At 57.0% G+C, this 18,441-nt stretch carries 15 protein-coding genes; 5 read left to right on the top strand and 10 right to left on the bottom strand.

The features are described from left to right. Positions 1-85 precede the first annotated feature (85 nt). A complete protein-coding gene (gene trxA / locus G516_RS0100510) occupies positions 86-412 on the top strand; it encodes a thioredoxin TrxA (protein WP_028291991.1) in 327 nt (108 codons plus the stop codon). 182 nt (positions 413-594) lie between these two features. Next, complete coding sequence (gene rho, locus G516_RS0100515) at positions 595-1,857, top strand: transcription termination factor Rho (RefSeq protein ID WP_028291992.1); 1,263 nt, start codon at positions 595-597, stop codon at positions 1,855-1,857. A 270-nt stretch (positions 1,858-2,127) separates the two neighbouring features. Here the strand turns inward: rho and rpoH are convergent, their stop codons facing one another. The 4 genes from rpoH to ftsY form a co-directional block, all read right to left on the bottom strand. Beyond that, a complete protein-coding gene (rpoH, locus tag G516_RS0100520) occupies positions 2,128-2,997 on the bottom strand; it encodes an RNA polymerase sigma factor RpoH (protein ID WP_028291993.1) in 870 nt (289 codons plus the stop codon). A 212-nt stretch (positions 2,998-3,209) separates the two neighbouring features. Beyond that, positions 3,210-4,250, bottom strand: a complete 1,041-nt coding sequence (gene ftsX / locus G516_RS0100525; RefSeq protein ID WP_028291994.1) for a permease-like cell division protein FtsX — start codon at positions 4,248-4,250, stop codon at positions 3,210-3,212. Beyond that, positions 4,237-4,911, bottom strand: a complete 675-nt coding sequence (gene ftsE, locus G516_RS0100530) for a cell division ATP-binding protein FtsE (protein WP_028291995.1) — start codon at positions 4,909-4,911, stop codon at positions 4,237-4,239. The genes ftsX and ftsE overlap by 14 nt, the downstream gene beginning before the upstream one ends. Positions 4,912-4,930: 19 nt before the next feature. Continuing rightward, complete coding sequence (ftsY, locus tag G516_RS0100535) at positions 4,931-6,376, bottom strand: signal recognition particle-docking protein FtsY (RefSeq protein WP_028291996.1); 1,446 nt, start codon at positions 6,374-6,376, stop codon at positions 4,931-4,933. A gap of 162 nt (positions 6,377-6,538) precedes the next feature. On the opposite strand from ftsY, the gene rsmD reads away from it, so the two are divergent. Both rsmD and G516_RS23580 read left to right on the top strand, forming a co-directional pair. After that, positions 6,539-7,102, top strand: coding sequence for a 16S rRNA (guanine(966)-N(2))-methyltransferase RsmD (gene rsmD / locus G516_RS0100540; protein ID WP_028291997.1), 564 nt, complete (start codon positions 6,539-6,541; stop codon positions 7,100-7,102). Between the two features lie 385 nt (positions 7,103-7,487). Further along, a complete protein-coding gene (locus G516_RS23580; RefSeq protein ID WP_051218791.1) occupies positions 7,488-9,419 on the top strand; it encodes a sensor domain-containing diguanylate cyclase in 1,932 nt (643 codons plus the stop codon). Here the strand turns inward: G516_RS23580 and parC are convergent. The 6 genes from parC to G516_RS0100575 form a co-directional block, all read right to left on the bottom strand. Beyond that, positions 9,413-11,692 (bottom strand): DNA topoisomerase IV subunit A, encoded by a 2,280-nt coding sequence (gene parC, locus G516_RS0100550; RefSeq protein ID WP_028291998.1) that lies wholly within the window; start codon positions 11,690-11,692, stop codon positions 9,413-9,415. The genes G516_RS23580 and parC overlap by 7 nt on opposite strands. A 110-nt stretch (positions 11,693-11,802) precedes the next feature. Beyond that, positions 11,803-13,815: a DNA topoisomerase IV subunit B gene (gene parE, locus G516_RS0100555; RefSeq protein WP_036533713.1), complete on the bottom strand. Its 2,013-nt coding sequence runs from the start codon at positions 13,813-13,815 to the stop codon at positions 11,803-11,805. Between the two features lie 403 nt (positions 13,816-14,218). Then, a complete protein-coding gene (locus tag G516_RS0100560; RefSeq protein ID WP_051218792.1) occupies positions 14,219-14,845 on the bottom strand; it encodes a YqiA/YcfP family alpha/beta fold hydrolase in 627 nt (208 codons plus the stop codon). A gap of 24 nt (positions 14,846-14,869) precedes the next feature. Beyond that, positions 14,870-15,676, bottom strand: coding sequence for a 3',5'-cyclic-AMP phosphodiesterase (gene cpdA / locus G516_RS0100565; RefSeq protein WP_028292001.1), 807 nt, complete (start codon positions 15,674-15,676; stop codon positions 14,870-14,872). Between the two features lie 70 nt (positions 15,677-15,746). Next, the gene (locus G516_RS20440) at positions 15,747-16,238 is read right to left on the bottom strand and encodes a DUF1249 domain-containing protein (RefSeq protein WP_051218793.1); all 492 of its coding nucleotides are present in this window, start codon (positions 16,236-16,238) and stop codon (positions 15,747-15,749) included. Between the two features lie 29 nt (positions 16,239-16,267). Beyond that, a complete protein-coding gene (locus tag G516_RS0100575; protein ID WP_028292002.1) occupies positions 16,268-16,891 on the bottom strand; it encodes an NUDIX domain-containing protein in 624 nt (207 codons plus the stop codon). Between the two features lie 153 nt (positions 16,892-17,044). Between G516_RS0100575 and G516_RS20445 the strand changes: the two genes are divergently transcribed. Next, positions 17,045-18,391, top strand: coding sequence for a TolC family outer membrane protein (locus G516_RS20445; protein ID WP_036533716.1), 1,347 nt, complete (start codon positions 17,045-17,047; stop codon positions 18,389-18,391). The last annotated feature ends 50 nt before the right edge of the window (positions 18,392-18,441 follow it).

An 18,441-nucleotide genomic window follows, 5' to 3' on the forward strand; every position in this document is an offset into this window, starting at 1 on the left:
ATATTTGGGCAATGGTTGTGATTGATTCCATTCAAGTCCGGCGTACAATACAGGCAATTATGACCTCAACACGCAAGGGGAAACCATGAGCGATCTCATCATCACCACCAGTGACGATACTTTTGAAGCCGACGTTTTGGGCAACGACCTGCCAGTACTGGTAGATTTCTGGGCAGAGTGGTGCGGCCCGTGCAAGATGATCGCTCCGGTTCTGGAAGAGATTGCCGAAGAGTTCGAAGGCAAGCTGAAAATCGCCAAGCTGAACATCGACCAGAATGAAGCGACTGCGCCTAAATACGGCATCCGCAGCATTCCTACCCTGATCCTGTTCAAGAACGGCAACGTGGAAGCCACCAAGATTGGTGCCATGAGCAAGTCCGAACTGACTGCCTTCATCCAGCAGGCAATCTGATTCAGATCAGCTGATCTGTGATCAATCCAACCAAAAGGCGGCTATTCGCCTTTTGGTCTGGACACCCTGAAATATAGGGTCTATAGTTCAAATCAAGCTTTGGGTCCTCCAGAGCACGCCTCTCCTTGATATTCAAATCAAGCACTCCTTATTTCCAATAACTGCAAATCACATTCTTCCCTATGAACCTTTCCGATCTTAAATTGAAGTCCGTTCCTGAGCTGCTTGAAATCGCCCGGGAAATGAACCTGGAAAACGTCAGCCGTACGCGTAAACAGGACATTATTTTTGCGATCCTCAAGCATCACGCCAAAAGCGGTGAAGATATTTATGGTGATGGGGTATTGGAAATTCTGCAGGATGGCTTCGGCTTCCTGAGAAGTGCAAACAGCTCTTACCTGGCCGGCCCGGACGATATTTACGTATCACCAAGCCAGATTCGCCGTTTCAACCTGCGTAAGGGTGACAAGATTGCTGGCAAGATTCGTCCGCCAAAAGACGGCGAACGTTACTTTGCGATGCTGAAAGTCGCTGAGATCAACGACGACAAGCCAGAGAATGCCAAGAACAAGGTACTGTTCGAAAACCTGACCCCACTGTTCCCGAACGAACGCTTCGTACTGGAACGTGGTAACGGTTCCACTGAAGATTTGTCTTCCCGCGTACTGGATCTGATTGCTCCGATCGGTAAAGGCCAGCGTGGCCTGATCGTCGCACCACCAAAAGCCGGTAAGACCATGCTGCTGCAAACCATTGCGCAGTCTATTACCCATAACAACCCGGATTGTGACGTGATCGTTCTGCTGATCGACGAACGTCCGGAAGAAGTAACCGAAATGAAGCGCTCCGTGCGCGGCGAAGTGGTTGCCTCTACCTTCGATGAGCCGCCAGCCCGTCACGTACAGGTTGCTGAAATGGTGATCGAAAAAGCCAAGCGTCTGGTTGAGCACAAGCGCGACGTAGTGATCCTGCTGGACTCCATTACCCGTCTGGCCCGTGCCTACAACACCGTAATTCCTTCCTCTGGTAAGGTTCTGACCGGTGGTGTGGACGCCAACGCGCTGGAAAAACCAAAGCGCTTCTTTGGTGCTGCCCGTAACGTTGAAGAAGGCGGTTCCCTGACCATCATCGCCACCGCACTGGTTGATACCGGTTCGAAGATGGACGAAGTGATCTACGAAGAATTCAAGGGTACCGGTAACCAGGAATTGCACCTGGATCGTAAGATCGCTGAGAAGCGCATCTACCCGGCCATCAACATCCGTCGTTCCGGCACCCGTCGTGAAGACATGATGTTCCCTGAAGCTGACCTGCAGCGTCTGTGGATTCTGCGTAAGCTGATGAGCGAAATGGAAGACGTACCAGCCATCGAATTCATGCTGGGCAAACTGGGTCAGACCAAGACCAACGACGAGTTCTTTGATTCCATGCGTGGCGGTAAATAAGCCCCCGCAAGCGATTCAGACTCTGAAAAAGCCGCTCAACTCGAGCGGCTTTTTTGTGGCTGCGATTCAGTGGTGCGGTGTCAGATGGCAGCCGCTGCGCGTCTTTATCTGACCTACGTTCGGTGCTGATATGGGTAGGGTGAGCACCGCGCACCGGAGATTGCTGAGCATTCACAGGTAAACCAGCTCGTCTGGCGCTCAGCCTGTAAACGCCAGCCACAAAAAAGCCACCGCGAGGGTGGCTTTGATAACACACGAAGGCGTTGCTGGTCAGGCTGGTACCAAAGCACCGCCCATGGCGTTTTTCAGCTTCTTCAGTGCGTTCTTTTCCAGCTGTCGGATACGCTCTGCCGACACTTCGTACATGGCGGCCAGCTCGTGCAGGGTTGCCTTCTCTTCGTTCAACCAGCGCTGCTGCAGGATGGTGCGGCTGCGGTCGTCGAGGTCGCCCAGGGCAGACACCAGACGGTCGTTGGCGTCTTGCTCGAAGTTTTCAGCTTCCACCAGGGTCGCCGGGTCGGCGCTCTTGTCTTCCAGATAGTACGCTGGCGCCTGATAGGACGATTCTTCATCGTCGTCGACGCCTGCATCAAAGGCAGCATCGTAGGCGTTCAGACGGCCTTCCATCTCGAACACGGTTTTGGTTTCCACGCCCAGATCGTCGGCAATGGAGTTGGCTTCATCGTTGGTCAGCCAACCCATGCGTTTTTTCTGGCTGCGCAGGTTAAAGAACAGCTTACGCTGGGCCTTGGTGGTGGCCACTTTAACGATGCGCCAGTTACGCAGGATAAATTCGTGAATCTCAGCCTTGATCCAATGTACGGCAAAGGACACCAGACGCACACCCACTTCCGGGTTGAAGCGTTTGACGGCTTTCATCAGGCCAACGTTGCCTTCCTGAATCAGGTCGGACTGGTTCAGACCGTAACCGGAATAGCTGCGGGCAATGTGCACAACAAAGCGAAGATGAGACATAACCAGACGGCGTGCAGCCTCCAGGTCTTCGTGATAATGCAGGCGCTCGGCCAGCTCACGTTCTTCTTCTACGCTTAAGACAGGAATCGCATTGACCGTAGAAAGATACGCCTCGAGATTGGCTCCCGGGGACAAGGCATCAACGGCTTGCAAACCTTTGTTCATTGAACACTCCAGTAAAGACAAAGTAGAGAACCATCAGTGCCAATGGCATTCATTCTGTACTGCATCTGTTTAGTACGCCATGCAGTGTAGCACCTGAATTTACAGACATCCAAGTCCTTCACTGGTTCCATTATCGGAACAATAAGTCGTATTTTCTTGCGATAGGAAACATCTGCTACATTCTGCACGATTCGCGCAGACAGCCAAGGGTATCAGGGTTCGATGTCGTCCAGATGACGGCTCACCGACCACCAGGCACCCAGCCAACCCAGCAGCATGGCCGCCAGTAACAATAGCAGCGATGCGCCGCCGGAAAGTGGCTGCAGTTCAAAGCCTGAGCCATACAGGGACGCCAGTTCGCCCACCGGGCCTTGCAGAATCAGCCAGCACAGCAGTAGCAGCAGCCAGCTCATCAGACCGCCCACCATGCCGTACCAGAGGCCGGTATAAAGGAAGGGACGACGTACCCAGGCATTGGTACCGCCAACCAGCTTCACCACCCGGATTTCGTCCACCCGGGCAGCAATGGCCAGCCGGATGGTGTTGCCCACCACCAGCAGAATGGCCAGCGCCAACAGCCCACCCAGCACCAGAATTACCCGCTGACCCAGTGCCAACAAGGATTTCAGCCGTTCCAGCCAGGCCAGGTCGAGCACCGCTTCCTCGACGCCCGCCATGTTCTCCAGTGCCAGTCGCAACACCGACAGGTCACTGCTGGAAGTGCCCAGCGGCGGTTCCACCAACAGAACTGCTGGCAACGGGTTCTCCCCCAGCAGCGCCAGTGCATCATCAAAGCCGCTGTTGGCGGCAAACTGCTGCAAAGCATCGTCCGCACCAATCAACTCGGTGCGTTCGACGTGATTCAGTTGATTCACCTGTTGTTGCAAGGCGCGCGCATCGGCATCGGATACCGAGGTTTGCAGATAAACACTGATGCGGCCCGACTGCTGCACGGTGTCGCTGAGCTGCTGCAGGTTGTTCACCGCCATCCAGAGCGCCCCGGGCAGGGTCAACGCGATGGCAATCACCAGCCAGGTCAGCAAACTTGCCAACGGCTGGGCCAGCAGTTTCAGCAGGGTTTCTACCGCCACCAGCTGATGGTGCCCCAGCCAGGCGCTGGCACGACCCAGCATGCCAATGCTTTGGGCAGAGGCCCCTTGTGAGCCCTTACGCTGGGGTTCGGTACGCTGAGATCCGCGTTTGCGGGACGAGCTGGAACGGCGGCCAGCAGAGCGAGGTTCAGGCGACGACATGGGTGTCTCCCAGCATACGGCCGTGGTCAAGAATCAAACGGCGTTTGCCCATCCGTTCAATCAGGGCGATGTCGTGGGTGGCGATCAGTACGGTCACCCCGACCTGTTGAAAACGCACAAACAGATCCATGATTTCCGCAGAGAGTTCGGGGTCAAGGTTGCCGGTCGGTTCGTCGGCCAGCAGCAAGGCGGGTTTGTTGACCACCGCACGGGCAATGCCAACGCGCTGCTGTTCACCGCCAGACAGCTCAATCGGGTTGCGCTGTTCGTATTGCAGCAAGCCAACGGAGTCCAGCGCCGCACGCACCCGGCGGGCACAGTCGACCGGTGAGTAACCGGCAATTTGCAACGGCAGGGCGACGTTGTCGTAAACGCTGCGATCAAACAGCAACTGGTGGTTCTGGAATACCACCCCCACCTTGCGGCGATGGTAAGGAACCTGCGAGGGCTTGAGGGTGTTGATCAGCTGGTCGTCAATGTGAATCTGGCCCCGAGTGGGCCGCTCCATCATCATCATCAACTTCAGCAGGGTGCTTTTGCCTGCCCCGCTGTGGCCGGTCAGAAAGGCCAGCTCACCGCGCTGCAGTTCAAAGTTAACGCCATTGAGCGCATCCTTGCCAGCCGCGCCATAGCGCTTGCTGACCTGATCAAACCGCACCATGCTCATGGTTCAGGCTCCATTACTGCCCAGACTGGTTTTCCCGCTGGAACAGAGCATCAATAAATTGGCTGGCCTGGAATGGGCGCAGGTCTTCAATGCCTTCCCCGACACCAATAAAGCGCACCGGGATGCCGAACTGCTTGGCCAGTGCGAAGATCACACCACCCTTGGCGGTGCCATCCAGCTTGGTCAGTGTCAGGCCGGAAACGCCAACCGCTTGCAGGAACTGCTTGGTCTGGTTAATGGCGTTTTGGCCAGTACCGGCGTCGAGCACCAGCATGACTTCGTGCGGCGCTTCCGGATCGAGTTTTTTCATTACCCGAACCACTTTTTCCAGTTCCTGCATCAGGTTGTCCTTGTTATGCAGACGACCGGCGGTGTCAGCAATCAGGACATCGATGTTACGGCTTTGGGCCGCTTGTACTGCGTCAAAGATCACAGAAGCAGAGTCGGCACCGGTATGCTGGGCAACCACAGGCACCTGGTTACGTTCACCCCACACTTGCAGCTGTTCAACAGCAGCAGCACGGAAAGTGTCACCGGCGGCCAGCATCACGCTCTTGCCTTCGTTCTGGTACTGACGGGCCAGCTTGCCAATGGTGGTGGTTTTACCCACACCGTTGATGCCAACCATCAGAATCACGAACGGCTTTTTCTCTTTGTGCAGTTGCAGCGGCGCTTCAACGTCGGCAAGGGTCTGCTTCAGTTCTTCAATCAGGGCGTTGTAGAGGGCGTCGGAGTCTTTCAGTTCCTTGCGGGATACCCGCTCGGTCAAACGGCCCATGATGTCAGCCGTGGCTTCAACACCAACATCGGCCATGATCAGCTGGGTTTCGAGCTCTTCCAGCAGGTCTTCGTCGATTTCCTTTTTGCCCAGCAACAAGGTCGCCAGACCGTCGGTCAGGCTGCTGCGGGTGCGCGACAGGCCGTCCTTGATGCGGGCAAAAAAGCCTTTTTTGGCCGGTTGTGGCGCGACTTCCGGCTCGGCAGCCACTTCTTCAACGGTTTCTTCGGTGGTTTCCGCGGCGGCATCAAACGCATCGGCGGTAACCGCTGTGGCCAGCGCTTCGCTGACGGTTTCGCTGTCTTGTGTGTTAGCACGGTCGACATCAGCCTCAGCAGCAACGTCAGCCGCTGCCTCGACGTCAGTGACGTCTGACGCTGGTTCCGCCGCTTCCGCGACGACGTCTCTTACTGTGGCGTCGCTTACTTCGGTGTCATCAGACTGAGGTTCTGGCCGGGACTCTTCAGCAGCCACGTCAGCAACCTCTTCGACCGCTTTTTCTACCGGCTCGGAAGCTTCTGCAGGCTCAACGGCTTCTGGAGCAACGTCGGAACTGGTGTCTGCCGCGGCACTGTCGCTTTCCGCTGCGTCGGCGGTGCTGGTTTCAAGGGTTTCCTCAACGGCCACGTCCTGTTCGGCAGGCTGCTGGTCCTTTTTCTTGCGCTTAAAAAAACTGAACATGATGAATCTGTTTACTCGCTGGATAATCAGGCGGTATGAATTGCGCCTATGCTACCACTAAACCGGCCGCTTTTTATGTCCCAATCGCGATGAACACCTTTTGATACCGGTGGTCCGATTGCTAACATTCAGCTTTGTTTTTATTGAAGGCAGAGAGTTCTCTTGGCTAAGCCCACTTCACAGCAACTCAGAATCATTGGCGGCGAATGGCGTTCCCGCCGTTTGCGCTTCCCGGCCATCGACGGCTTGCGCCCAACCCTGGATCGTGTCCGCGAAACCCTGTTCAACTGGCTGCAATTTGAAGTCGAGGGTGCACGGGTGCTGGACGCCTTTGCTGGCAGCGGTGCGCTGGGCTTTGAAGCCTTGTCACGCGGTGCCAAAGAGGTGATTTTTCTGGAGAAAAATCCCAAGGCGGCGCTGCAACTGAAAGAAAACCTGTCGACACTGAACGCCCGCAATGCCCAGGTGTGGGCCGGTGATGCCTTGCACTGGTTGTCGCAAAACCCGGAACCCTACGATCTGGTGTTCCTCGACCCGCCGTTTGGCCTCAACTTGCTGCAACCGGCACTGGACTCATTGTCGTTGCTCGATGGTGCGCTGGTGTATGTAGAGCACGAAGCCACCCTGACGCCGTCCATTCCGGCCCATTGGGTCGAGATCAAGAGCAAGCAAACCAAGGAATTCTGCTTCCGCCTGTTCCGGGTAGGCAGCGCCGCAACGGCCTGATGCCACAATTGCTGCCGCTGAGACCTTGTGGGGACATCTATTTAATCCGGTGCTCACTCTGGGCTGTCGGATGGTTTCGAATCACGAAGCCGACTTGCAGGCCTGACGGGTCAAGTCAAAAGTCGGCGACACAGAGTCGAGGTCATCCGGCAGCCCCCGCAGGGCGCGGGTTGCCGCCGCTCAGTGCGGTGTTGACGAACTTGAAAAGGACTCGTCATTTCGCTGCATTCGTCGCCTTGCACTGAACAACGGCAACACTCGCGCAGAGCCGTGCAGGATTAAACAGATGTCCCCATAAGCAGCAACGCACACTCCCAGACCCTGTGCCATACTGAAATCAGCTGTCATCAGTCTTCTTCCATCATGTTCACCGCAAGGGGTGCCAATGGAGTGGTATCTGCGCTGCTTGCTGATATCCCTGTTTCTGGGTTTGCCGTCCACACTGCTGGCCGGTTCGCTACCGGAGCCGATTCAGCTCAACAGCGATCATTTTGTTCTCAACGAGCCACCGGTATTACGAATCCGGGCCAATCAGGTGCGCTTTGCCAGAGCACCTGAGGAAATGACTGCGGCCGATGTTTACCGCGCTCCCGGGCTCGACTGGATAAAACCCGCCACCGACTCCATCACCTTTGGCCGTCAGGAAGACCCAGTGTGGCTGCGGCTGCGACTGGAAAACCATTCTCCCGATCCGGTCGACCGCATTCTTGAGGTGGGCTGGGCCACCATGCAGTACATTGGCGTCTACGAGGTCGATGTGAACGACGACGGCCCGGTCTGGAGCGAGGCACGCTTTTACGAATCCGGCTTTACGGTATCCCCTGATCGTTATTACGAGCGCGACCGCCATCATATTTTCCCGCTGCAAATCGGTGGTCTGAGCAGCATTGAGGTTCTGATCAAGATCGAATCAGACTTCCTGATCATGGCGCCCATGGTGATCTGGCCACGCGAAGACCACGACGACTTCAAACATCGTGATCTGGGCATTCATGCCTTGCTGCTGGGGATGCTACTGGCGCTGTTCCTCTACAACATTGCCATTGCCGGGGTCACCCGGGACATCAGCTACGTGTATTACGTCATGTACCTGGGCAGCATGATCATTTACATCATGGCCGCCACCGGTTGGGGACATTATTTGCTGTGGGGTCATTACGATCTGGTCAGCCGCAAGATTTATCCACTGTCGATCTATTGCAGCATGATCTTCGGGGCCTTGTTTGTACGCCACTTTCTGAGGCTTAACAGCGTCGGCGGTTGGTACATCTGGATCAACAACCTCACCATCGCTTACTGGACGTCATCGCTGATTCTGGTCGGCAGTGGCATCGCTACCCGCGGTTTTGCCACCGATCTGTTTGCGATGGCCACCATGGTGTTGTCGATGGTGTACGGCGTCACCCTATGGCAACGCAACCACCAGGGCGCGCGCATGTTCACCGTGGCCTGGTTCGGCATGATTCTGTCGACCATGGTCAACGTGCTGATGATCAAGGGCTTGCTGCCCTACTCCTACACCGGCCAGTACTTTCAGGTCGGCGGCGTCATTCTGGAGGTTATTCTGCTGGCCATTGCTCTGGCCGACCGCATGAATTGGGAACGCTCGTTGCGCGCCAAGGCCCAGCAACGCGCCTACGAATTACAATTGGCGATCAACAAGGAGCGGGAATCCAACCTCAAGGCCAAGGAAGAGTTGCTGACCATCGAGAAACAAACCAACCGTCAGTTGGAGAAAATGGTCGCCGACCGCACCCGCGAACTGGAAAACCTGACCACCCATCTGGAGTCTGCCAATCAGGAGCTGACCCGCTTGTCGGTGACGGATGCCCTCACCGGGGTGATGAACCGGCGTTATTTCGACACCCAGATCAGCAAGGAAGTACGCCGTTGCAGCCGCGTGCACGAGCCATTGTCGATCCTGATGCTGGATGCCGACCATTTCAAACAGGTCAACGACCAACACGGTCATCCGGTCGGCGATGCTTGCCTGCGCACCATGGCCAGCCGTATCGAAGCGACGTTTTCACGGCCGGGAGACTGTGTGGCCCGCTATGGCGGTGAAGAATTTGCGGTAATTTTGCCCAATACGCCATTGGAAGATGCCGCCGACATGGCCGAACGGCTGCGATTGATCATGCAGGAAAGCCCGATACAAACCGACGCCGGAGACCTCCGTCTGACGATCAGTATCGGTATCTCCGGCTGTTACCCGGATCAGCATACGGAAGACAGCCATCTGCTCAATGACGCTGACGAAGCCCTTTATGAGGCCAAAGGCAGCGGTCGTAACCGGGTGGTGGTGAAAGGTCACTGATCGCCGTCAGTGGCTCCGGTATCCGAGCTGGCAACGGCCAGCGCATCAACGTTCTGGAAGCCTCGTGGCAGCTTGTTACCACGACGGCCACGCTCACCCTGATAGTGCTCCAGATCGCTGAATTTCAGCTTCATATGACGCTTGCCGCTGTGCACCACCAGCACATCAGCCGGAGTGAAAGCACACACCGCAATCATCAGCTCTTCGCGGCTGCTGGCACGAGCAGCGCTGATGTTGATCAGCTTGTTGCCCTTGCCTTTGGCCAGTTTCGGAACGTCCGCCACCGGGAACACCAGCAAACGGCCTTCGTTGGTCACAGCCGCAATCCAGCTGTTATCCACATCCTGAATCAGCGATGGCGTCAGTGCCTCGGCACCTTGCGGCAAACTGATCAGCGCCTTGCCCGCTTTGTTCTTGCTCTGCATGTCGGCCAGCGTGGTGATAAAACCGTAACCGGCGTCGCTGCACAGCAGCAGCTCCTGCTTGTCATTGCCCATCAACAGATGTTTGAAGCTGGCACCAGACGGTGGGTTCAAGCGGCCAGTTAGCGGCTCGCCCTGACCACGGGCGCTTGGCAGGGTATGGGCGGCAATGCTGTAACTGCGGCCGGTGTCGTCCAGCAGAATAACCGGCTCGTTACTGCGGCCGGTGGCCAGCGTCAGGAACTGGTCGCCGGATTTGTAGCTGAGCTTGGTGGCGTCGATATCGTGGCCCTTGGCGGCCCGAATCCAGCCTTTTTCCGACAGTACGACAGTCACCGGATCGGAGGTCATCAGCTCGGTTTCTGACAGCGCCTTGGCTTCGCCACGCTGTACCAGCGGCGAACGACGGTCGTCGCCGTATTTTTCGGCGTCGGCGGTGATTTCTTTCTTGATCAGGGTTTTCAGGCGGCGCTCGGAACCGAGGGTTTTCTCCAAATAGTCGCGCTCTTTTTCCAGCTCATCCTGCTCACCACGAATCTTCATCTCTTCCAGCTTGGCAAGATGACGCAGTTTCAGTTCCAGAATGGCTTCGGCCTGGGTATCCGTGATGCCAAAGCGCTCCATCAGCACGGCTTTTGGATGCTCTTCGGTACGGATGATGTCGATCACTTCGTCGATGTTGAGGAACGCCACCAACAAACCTTCGAGGATGTGCAGGCGCGCCAGTACCTTGTCGAGACGGTACTGCAAACGACGACGGACGGTGGCGGTGCGGTACTGCAACCACTCCGACAGCATGGTGACGAGGTTTTTCACCTGTGGACGGCCGTCGAGGCCAATCACGTTCATATTAACGCGGTAGTTGCGTTCCAGATCAGTGGTAGCAAACAGGTGCGCCATCACCGCTTCCACGTCGACCTTGCGGGTGCGCGGCACAATCACCAGACGGGTCGGGTTCTCGTGGTCGGATTCGTCACGCAGGTCACTTACCAGCGGCAGCTTTTTGGCCTGCATCTGGGCGGCAATCTGTTCCATCACCTTGGAGCCAGAGCTCTGGTGCGGCAGCGCGGTGATAACGATGTCGCCATCTTCAATGTGGTACACCGCCCGCATTTTGAACGTGCCCTTGCCGCTTTGGTAAATCTTGCGGAGGTCTTCGCGGGGGGTAATGATTTCGGCATCAGTGGGGAAATCCGGACCCGGCACCAGCTCGACCAGATCATCGACACCGGCATTGGGGTTATCCAGCAAATGAATACAGGCGCTGGCCACTTCACGGACGTTGTGCGGCGGAATATCCGTCGCCATACCCACGGCAATACCGGTGGTGCCGTTCAGCATCACATGGGGCAAACGCGCCGGCAGGGTGGCCGGTTCATCCATGGTGCCATCAAAGTTGGGCTGCCACTCTACCGTGCCCTGACCCAGTTCCGACAACAGCACTTCCGAGAACACCGACAGTTTGGCTTCGGTGTAACGCATGGCGGCGAAGGATTTCGGGTCGTCCGGCGCACCCCAGTTGCCCTGGCCATCGACCAGCGGGTAACGATAGGAAAACGGCTGCGCCATCAACACCATGGCTTCGTAGCAGGCGCTGTCACCGTGAGGATGGTACTTACCCAATACGTCACCGACGGTACGGGCCGATTTCTTGTACTTGGCCGATGCCTTCAGGCCCAGCTCACTCATGGCGTAGATGATGCGCCGTTGTACCGGTTTCAGACCATCGCCAACATGCGGCAGGGCACGGTCCAGAATCACGTACATGGAGTAATTCAGGTAGGCGTTTTCGGTGTACTGGCGGAGCGTCTGACGTTCTACGCCGTCGTCGGTATAGCTGATTTGCGTCATGGAGATTCGATCTGTCCGTGCACGTTGCTATCAGTTGTGGCCACCGGGCAAGCCTGCCCGGTGGCGGTTATTAGTCTGGCTTTGGTTGCGGTTATTCGCCTGGGGTAGGCTCAGGCCAGCTCGGCTTCGTTACCGCGCTGTTCAAGCCAGTTCTTGCGGTCGCCGGAGCGTTTCTTGGCCAGCAGCATGTCCATCAATTCCATGGTTTCAGCGTGCTTGCTGACGGATTCGGCGGCAGTGCCTTGCTCGTCCAGCTCGGCGTCTGCTGCTGAGATAGCGTCTTCCTCATACACCGCAGACGTGCCGTCCAACTCATCTTCCAGTACCAGCTGTACCAGGCGACGGGTGTTCGGGTCCATGGTGGTTTCACGCAGCTGCATCGGGTTCATCTCGCCCAGACCCTTGAAGCGCTGAACGTTGACCTTGCCACGCTTTTTCTCGGCTTCGATACGCTCAAGAATGCCAACCCGCTCGCTTTCGTCGAGGGCGTAGTACACCTCTTTGCCAATATCGATGCGGTACAGCGGCGGCATCGCCACGTAAACATGGCCACCGGCCACCAGCGCCGGGAAGTGGCGGACAAACAAGGCGCACAGCAGCGTGGCAATGTGCAGACCGTCGGAGTCGGCATCGGCCAGAATACAGACCTTGCTGTAACGCAGTGCCGACAGGTCTTCAGAACCGGGGTCGATGCCCAGCGCCACGGCAATGTCGTGGACTTCCTGAGAGGCCAGAATCTGGTCGGAGTCGACCTCCCAGGTATTCAGGATCTTACCGCGCAGCGGCATGATGGCCTGGAATTCGCGGTCGCGGGCCTGCTTGGCAGAACCACCGGCGGAATCACCTTCCACCAGAAACAGTTCGGCGTTGCCGGAATCCTGACCGGTACAGTCAGCCAGTTTGCCCGGCAGCGCCGGACCCTGGGTAATCTTCTTGCGGGCGACTTTCTTGGCTTTGCGGAGACGGCTCTGGGCGCTGGCAATGGCCATTTCAGCCAGTTTTTCCGCCTCGGCCGTGTGATCGTTCAGCCACAGCGCAAAGGCGTCCTTGACGATGCCAGAGATAAACGCCGACGCCTCGCGGGAGGACAGACGCTCCTTGGTCTGACCGGCAAACTGCGGATCGGCCAGCTTGGCCGACAACACGTAGGCGCAGCGTTCCCAGATGTCGTCCGGGGTCAGTTTGACCCCACGTGGCAGCAGATTGCGGTATTCACAGAACTCGCGCAGGGCGTCCAGCAAACCGGAACGGAAGCCGTTCACATGGGTACCGCCTTGCGCCGTCGGAATCAGGTTTACGTAGCTTTCCTGCAGCAGTTCGCCGCCTTCCGGCAGCCAGTGCACCGCCCATTCGGCCGCTTCGGTGGTACCGGCAATGGCACCGGTGAATGGCGTCGCAGGCAGCACTTCGTAGCCGCGGGTAGCGGCTTCCAGATAGTCTTTCAGGCCATCTTCGTAGAACCACTCTTCGTTATCGGCAGCGTCCAGCCCCTTGAAGGTGATTTTCAGGCCCGGGCATAACACCGCCTTGGCGCGCAGAATGTGCTTGAGGCGCACCACCGAGAATTTTGAGCTGTCGAAGTATTTTGGGTCTGGCAGGAAACGGACGCTGGTGCCGGTGCGCTTTTTGCCACAGCTGTCGACCACCTGCAGTTCCATCGCCTTTTCGCCATCGCGGAAACCAATGCGCTGCACTTCGCCTGCACGCCAGATAGTCACTTCCAGCGCCGACGACAGCGCGTTCACTACCGACACACCGACGCCGTGCAAACCGCCCGAAAACTGGTAGTTGTCGTTGGAGAACTTACCACCGGCGTGTAAGCGGGTCAGGATCAGCTCAACCCCGGACACCCCATGCTCCGGGTGAATGTCCGTTGGCATGCCTCGGCCGTCGTCGGTCACGGTCATCGAACCGTCGTCGTTCAGCACAACGTCAATGCGCGAAGCATGACCGGCCAATGCTTCGTCGACAGAGTTATCGATCACTTCCTGGGCAAGGTGATTGGGACGGGTGGTGTCGGTGTACATGCCCGGGCGTTTGCGTACCGGGTCCAGACCACTGAGTACCTCAATCGACGACGCGTTGTATTCACCCTTGGCGGTGGCCTTGCGACTATCGGACATGCTTACCTCTGAAATGAACGTCTACTGTCTTGGTGCCTGAAGATGGCAGCTAATGCAGACTGCTTTAGAGCATCACCATCGTCAAGCACGCTTATATCACGAATGACTGGTTATATTAACAGTATTAAGGGGACGTCTGTTCAATCCTGCACGGCTCTGCGCGAGTGTTGCCGCTGTCACTGTCTCTCTAAAACCCCGCGCCGAATGCAGCGGAATGGCATGTCCTTTCCAGGTTCGTCAACACCGTACCGGTTGGCGGCAACCCGCGCCCTGCGGGGGCTGCCGGATGATCTCGACTCTGTGTCGCCGACGTTTGACTTGACCCATCAGGCCCGCAAGTCGGCTTCGTGATTCGAAACCATCCGGTAGCCCAGAGTGAGCACCGGATTAAACAGATGTCCCCTCAAGCCAAACGGCCAAACTCGATCATTCGGGGCAGTTGCTCACGGTAGCCCTGATAGGCATGGTCGCCGCCTTCGGCGATATCGAGCTGGCAATCCTGATACAACTCGGCCGCATGGCGATAATCGAGGGTTTCGTCACCGGTTTGCAGCAACACCAGCAGCTTGTCGGGATGGTGTACCCTTTGAACGGCAATGGCGGCGACGTCGTTCAGATGACGTTCGGTGAGCTGGTATTCAACCCCAGTGTGGTAATGGGTTACCGGACCCAGATAGTTGCGAAACAGCTCATGGGGGCGCACTGCCGGGTTGATCAGCACCGCTGGGACATCAAAGTCCTGCGCCAGACGAGTGGCGTAAAAGCCGCCCAGCGAGCTACCAATCACCATCACCTTGTCGAACGACTGTTGCAGCTGACGCAGCTGCTGGCGGGCCATGGCGATGGCATCGGTAAATTCAAACGGCAGGGTCGGGATCAACAGGCGCGACTGAGGCTCGTGCTGCTCGAACCAGATGCGGGTTTCCTCGGCCTTGGCCGACTGGGGAGAACTGAGAAAGCCGTGCAGATACAGGCAGCCAATAGGCTGAGGATGCGAACCATCTTGGTTCAGCGAGGCTGGATTGGACAAGGGATACCTCCGTGAATCAGAGGCTCAGTATCCCTTAACCGAATAATCAACTTCAAACTCGACGTTTTCGACCCGCTGCACTTCGGTATCAATGCTGCCGTCCGGGTTCAGCACCAACCAGCGGTAGCCCGGCCCCTTGCGGTCAACCGAGAAATCTTCGCTGTTCGGTTCAAACTGCACACAGGTGGACGGCGACGACAAATAACGCACGCCATTGATCACTTCATCACTGCTCTGGTGAACATGGCCCCACAGCAGACATTTGGCATTGTCGTAGCGCTCGACGATCGCCAGCAGCTCGTCGCAGTTGCGAATACCGATGTTGTCGATCCAGCGACTGCCCATTGGCTTGGGGTGGTGGTGGAAAGTGATCAGGGTGTGCAGTTGTGGGGACTGTTGCAGGCTTTGCTCCAGCAATTGCAACTGATCAGCGGCCAGCTCACCGTACACCTTGCCCGGCACCTGACTGTTGAGGAGGACGATCTGCCAGTGCTTGCCCTTCACCACCCGCGCTTTTTCGCGGCCGGGGGCATCCACCGAATCCATGTTGGCGGCATCGTCGTGATTGCCCGGCAGCCAGCAACTGGGCGCGTCAAGGCGTTGCAGGTGCTGACCCAGCAATTCATAGGAGGCTGCGGTGCCATCCTGGGACAGGTCACCGGTGATCAATACCAGATCGATATCGGTATGACGTAACGTTACCAGATCGAGCACGCAATCGAGGCTGTGGCTGGTTTGCATTCCCAGCAGGTGGCCGTCTTTACTGGCGGTCAGATGGGTATCCGTCAGCTGCAGCACCTTTAAATGATCGTCGTTGTCCAAATTCAACAAAACCACTCCTTTTGGATTTGCCTCGCCACAGCATCACCCGCGGGTCAAATCTCTTGTTCTTACCGGCCCGTTACCATCCCTGCGGCCTGTTTTCCGCACCAGCTTCGCGACCATCCGCGAATACGGCGTTTTCCAGATGCCCGAACTTCAGGCAATGTTCCAGCCAATCGGCCAGAAAGCGGTTCAGCTGGGTCTTTTCATCCGGCTGATGCATTTTGTCATTAGGGTAATCATAGCGCCCTTCGCGCACGGTTTCGTTCTGGAAACCGACCACTTCTGCCATTCGAGCATCATGGTACATGCGTACCTGCATCACCGGCGGCGCTAACCAACGTCCGGCCTGGTCGCCCTGGGCAACCCGTACCATGGTGGTATAGCGATGTATCTCTTCTATTTTAACGGATAAACGCTGGCCAGAATGGGAGCCACTGCTCACCCTGTAGGTCAGGTTGGTACCAACCTCGTCGTCTTTCACCAACTTTTGCAATCTGGCGTAATTCGCTTGTCCCAATGCGGACAAAACGGTCAGGTCTGGCACGTAACGTTTTGGCTTACGGGTCATGACTCCACTCTTTCAGACTGGACAGCCAGTCATCCGCCGTATTCGGCGATCAACTCGCTGTGGTGAATTTTCAACCATTGCAGCGCAATGATGCTGGCCGCATTGTTGATGATTCCCTGTTCCATCGCCTTCCAGGCGTCTTCAACTCCCATGCGTATCAGGCGGATGTCCTCATGTTCGTGTTCCAGACCATGAATGCCCGCCACCCCGGCGCTGTCCAACAAACCGCAGTAAAGATGAATCTTCTCACTACAGCCACCGGGAGAGGCCCAATAATGGTGAATTGGAAGCAGCTTGTAAAATTCGCAGCCCGCTTCTTCGCGGGTTTCCCGCTCGGCGACGCTTTCGAGGGTTTCTCCTTCCTCGACCATGCCAGCCACCAGCTCGATCAACCAGGGCGAACGCTGGTCGGCCAACGCGCCAATACGAAACTGCTCGGTAAAGATCAGCTCGTTGCGTTTGGGGTCCAGCAACAGCACGCACACGGCTTCACCACGTTCAAATAACTCGCGGGTAAAAACCGGCGTCCAACCGCCTTCGTAGGTTTTGTGGCGCAACCGCAAACGGTCGACACGGAAGAAGCCCTGAAAGCCGACTTCGCGACTTTCCAGTTGCCAGTCGTCGGCACCAAACACCGGCTGATCAATACTCATACTTGATGAATCCATATATCTAAATAAGAATACTTGAATGCATTTGTTGCATTCACTGTTCGGGCCATCGAAACAATGGCGCAACTGGCCCGGGGATTTTTTCTGATAGACTCGATTTCGATTCTATTCAACCGCTTTCAGCACGGGTTTGTAATGAAAAAACTGTTACCTGCACTGCTGGTGATGACCGCCAGTGGCGCCAACGCGACGGACCTTAGCACCATTTACGAACAGGCAGCCAGCAACGACGCCCAGATTGCTGCCGCCCGCGCCACCCGCGAAGCCAACGGCTACAATGTTGCCATTGCCCGCGGTGCCATTCTGCCGCAGGCTCAGGCCAGCTACAGCACCACCAAATACAAGGCCGATGGCGAAAGCGCCAGTGTGGTGGAGTTTATCAATACTGGTAGCGCCACCCCACGCTCCTACGACAGCGAGTACACTGGCCAGCAGTTCCAGATCACCGCTTCCCAGACCCTGTTCAACCTCAACAGCTGGTACACCTATCAGGCCGCCAGGTCTGCCGATAGCGGCTACGCAGCCCAGCTGCAACTGTCCGAACAGGAACTGCTGCTGCGCACTGCCCAGGCTTACTTTGACGTGTTGCGAGCGGCCGAGAACCTGGCCACTGCCGAAGCTGAAGAAAAAGCCGTCAAACGCTCACTGGAACAAACCCAGCAGCGTTATGAAGTCGGCCTGATTGCGATTACCGATGTGCAGGAAGCCCAGGCGACCTACGATCTGACCAACGTCAACCTGCTGACCATGCAGGCCAATCTGGACGTCAGCTACGAAGCCCTGGAAGCCCTCACCGGCCAACGTTACGACGACATTTCGCCGCTCAAGAGCGACGTCACCATGGCCATGCCAGTACCGGCAGCGGTCAGCGAGTGGGTCGACTCCGGTCTTAACAAGTATGCCGGTATTGTGATGGCGCAGTCTGCGAAAGAGTCTGCACGCCTGCAACGCAACGCCACCCGTGCCAATCACTTGCCGACCGTCAGCCTGCAAGCCAGCTACACCCTGGGTGACAGCGCGCCGAGCTACACCAGCTACCCGACCGACGCCAACTCCCGCACCATTGGCCTGAACATTTCAGTACCACTACTGGCCGGTGGTTCCATGTACGCCCAGAGCATGCAGTCCGCCAGCAATCTGGCGGTGGCCGACTACCAGCTGGAAAGCCAGCGTCGGACGGTGAAGCAGAACGTTCGCAGTCTGTATCGCCAGCTGCAAACTGCGGTGCAGAACATTGACGCCCGCCGTCAGTCGATCACCTCGGCAGAAACCGCACTGAAAGCGACCCAGACCGGCTACGAAGTAGGTACCCGTAACATTGTTGAAGTGCTGGATGCCCAGCGTCAGCTGTTCTCGGCCCAGAGCCTCTACGCCAACGCCCGCTTTGACTACATCATCAACCTGCTGAACCTGAAGTTCTACGCCGGCACCCTGAATGAAAACGACATCATGGTGCTGAACAGCTGGTTGCAGCCGTCCTGAGCCCGGTCTGGTCTACCGACCAGCCCCTGCTGCAAGACACAAAAGAGCGC

The organism is Oceanobacter kriegii DSM 6294, from assembly GCF_000422845.1.
In the GTDB taxonomy this organism is placed as follows: Bacteria; Pseudomonadota; Gammaproteobacteria; order Pseudomonadales; family Oceanobacteraceae; genus Oceanobacter; species Oceanobacter kriegii.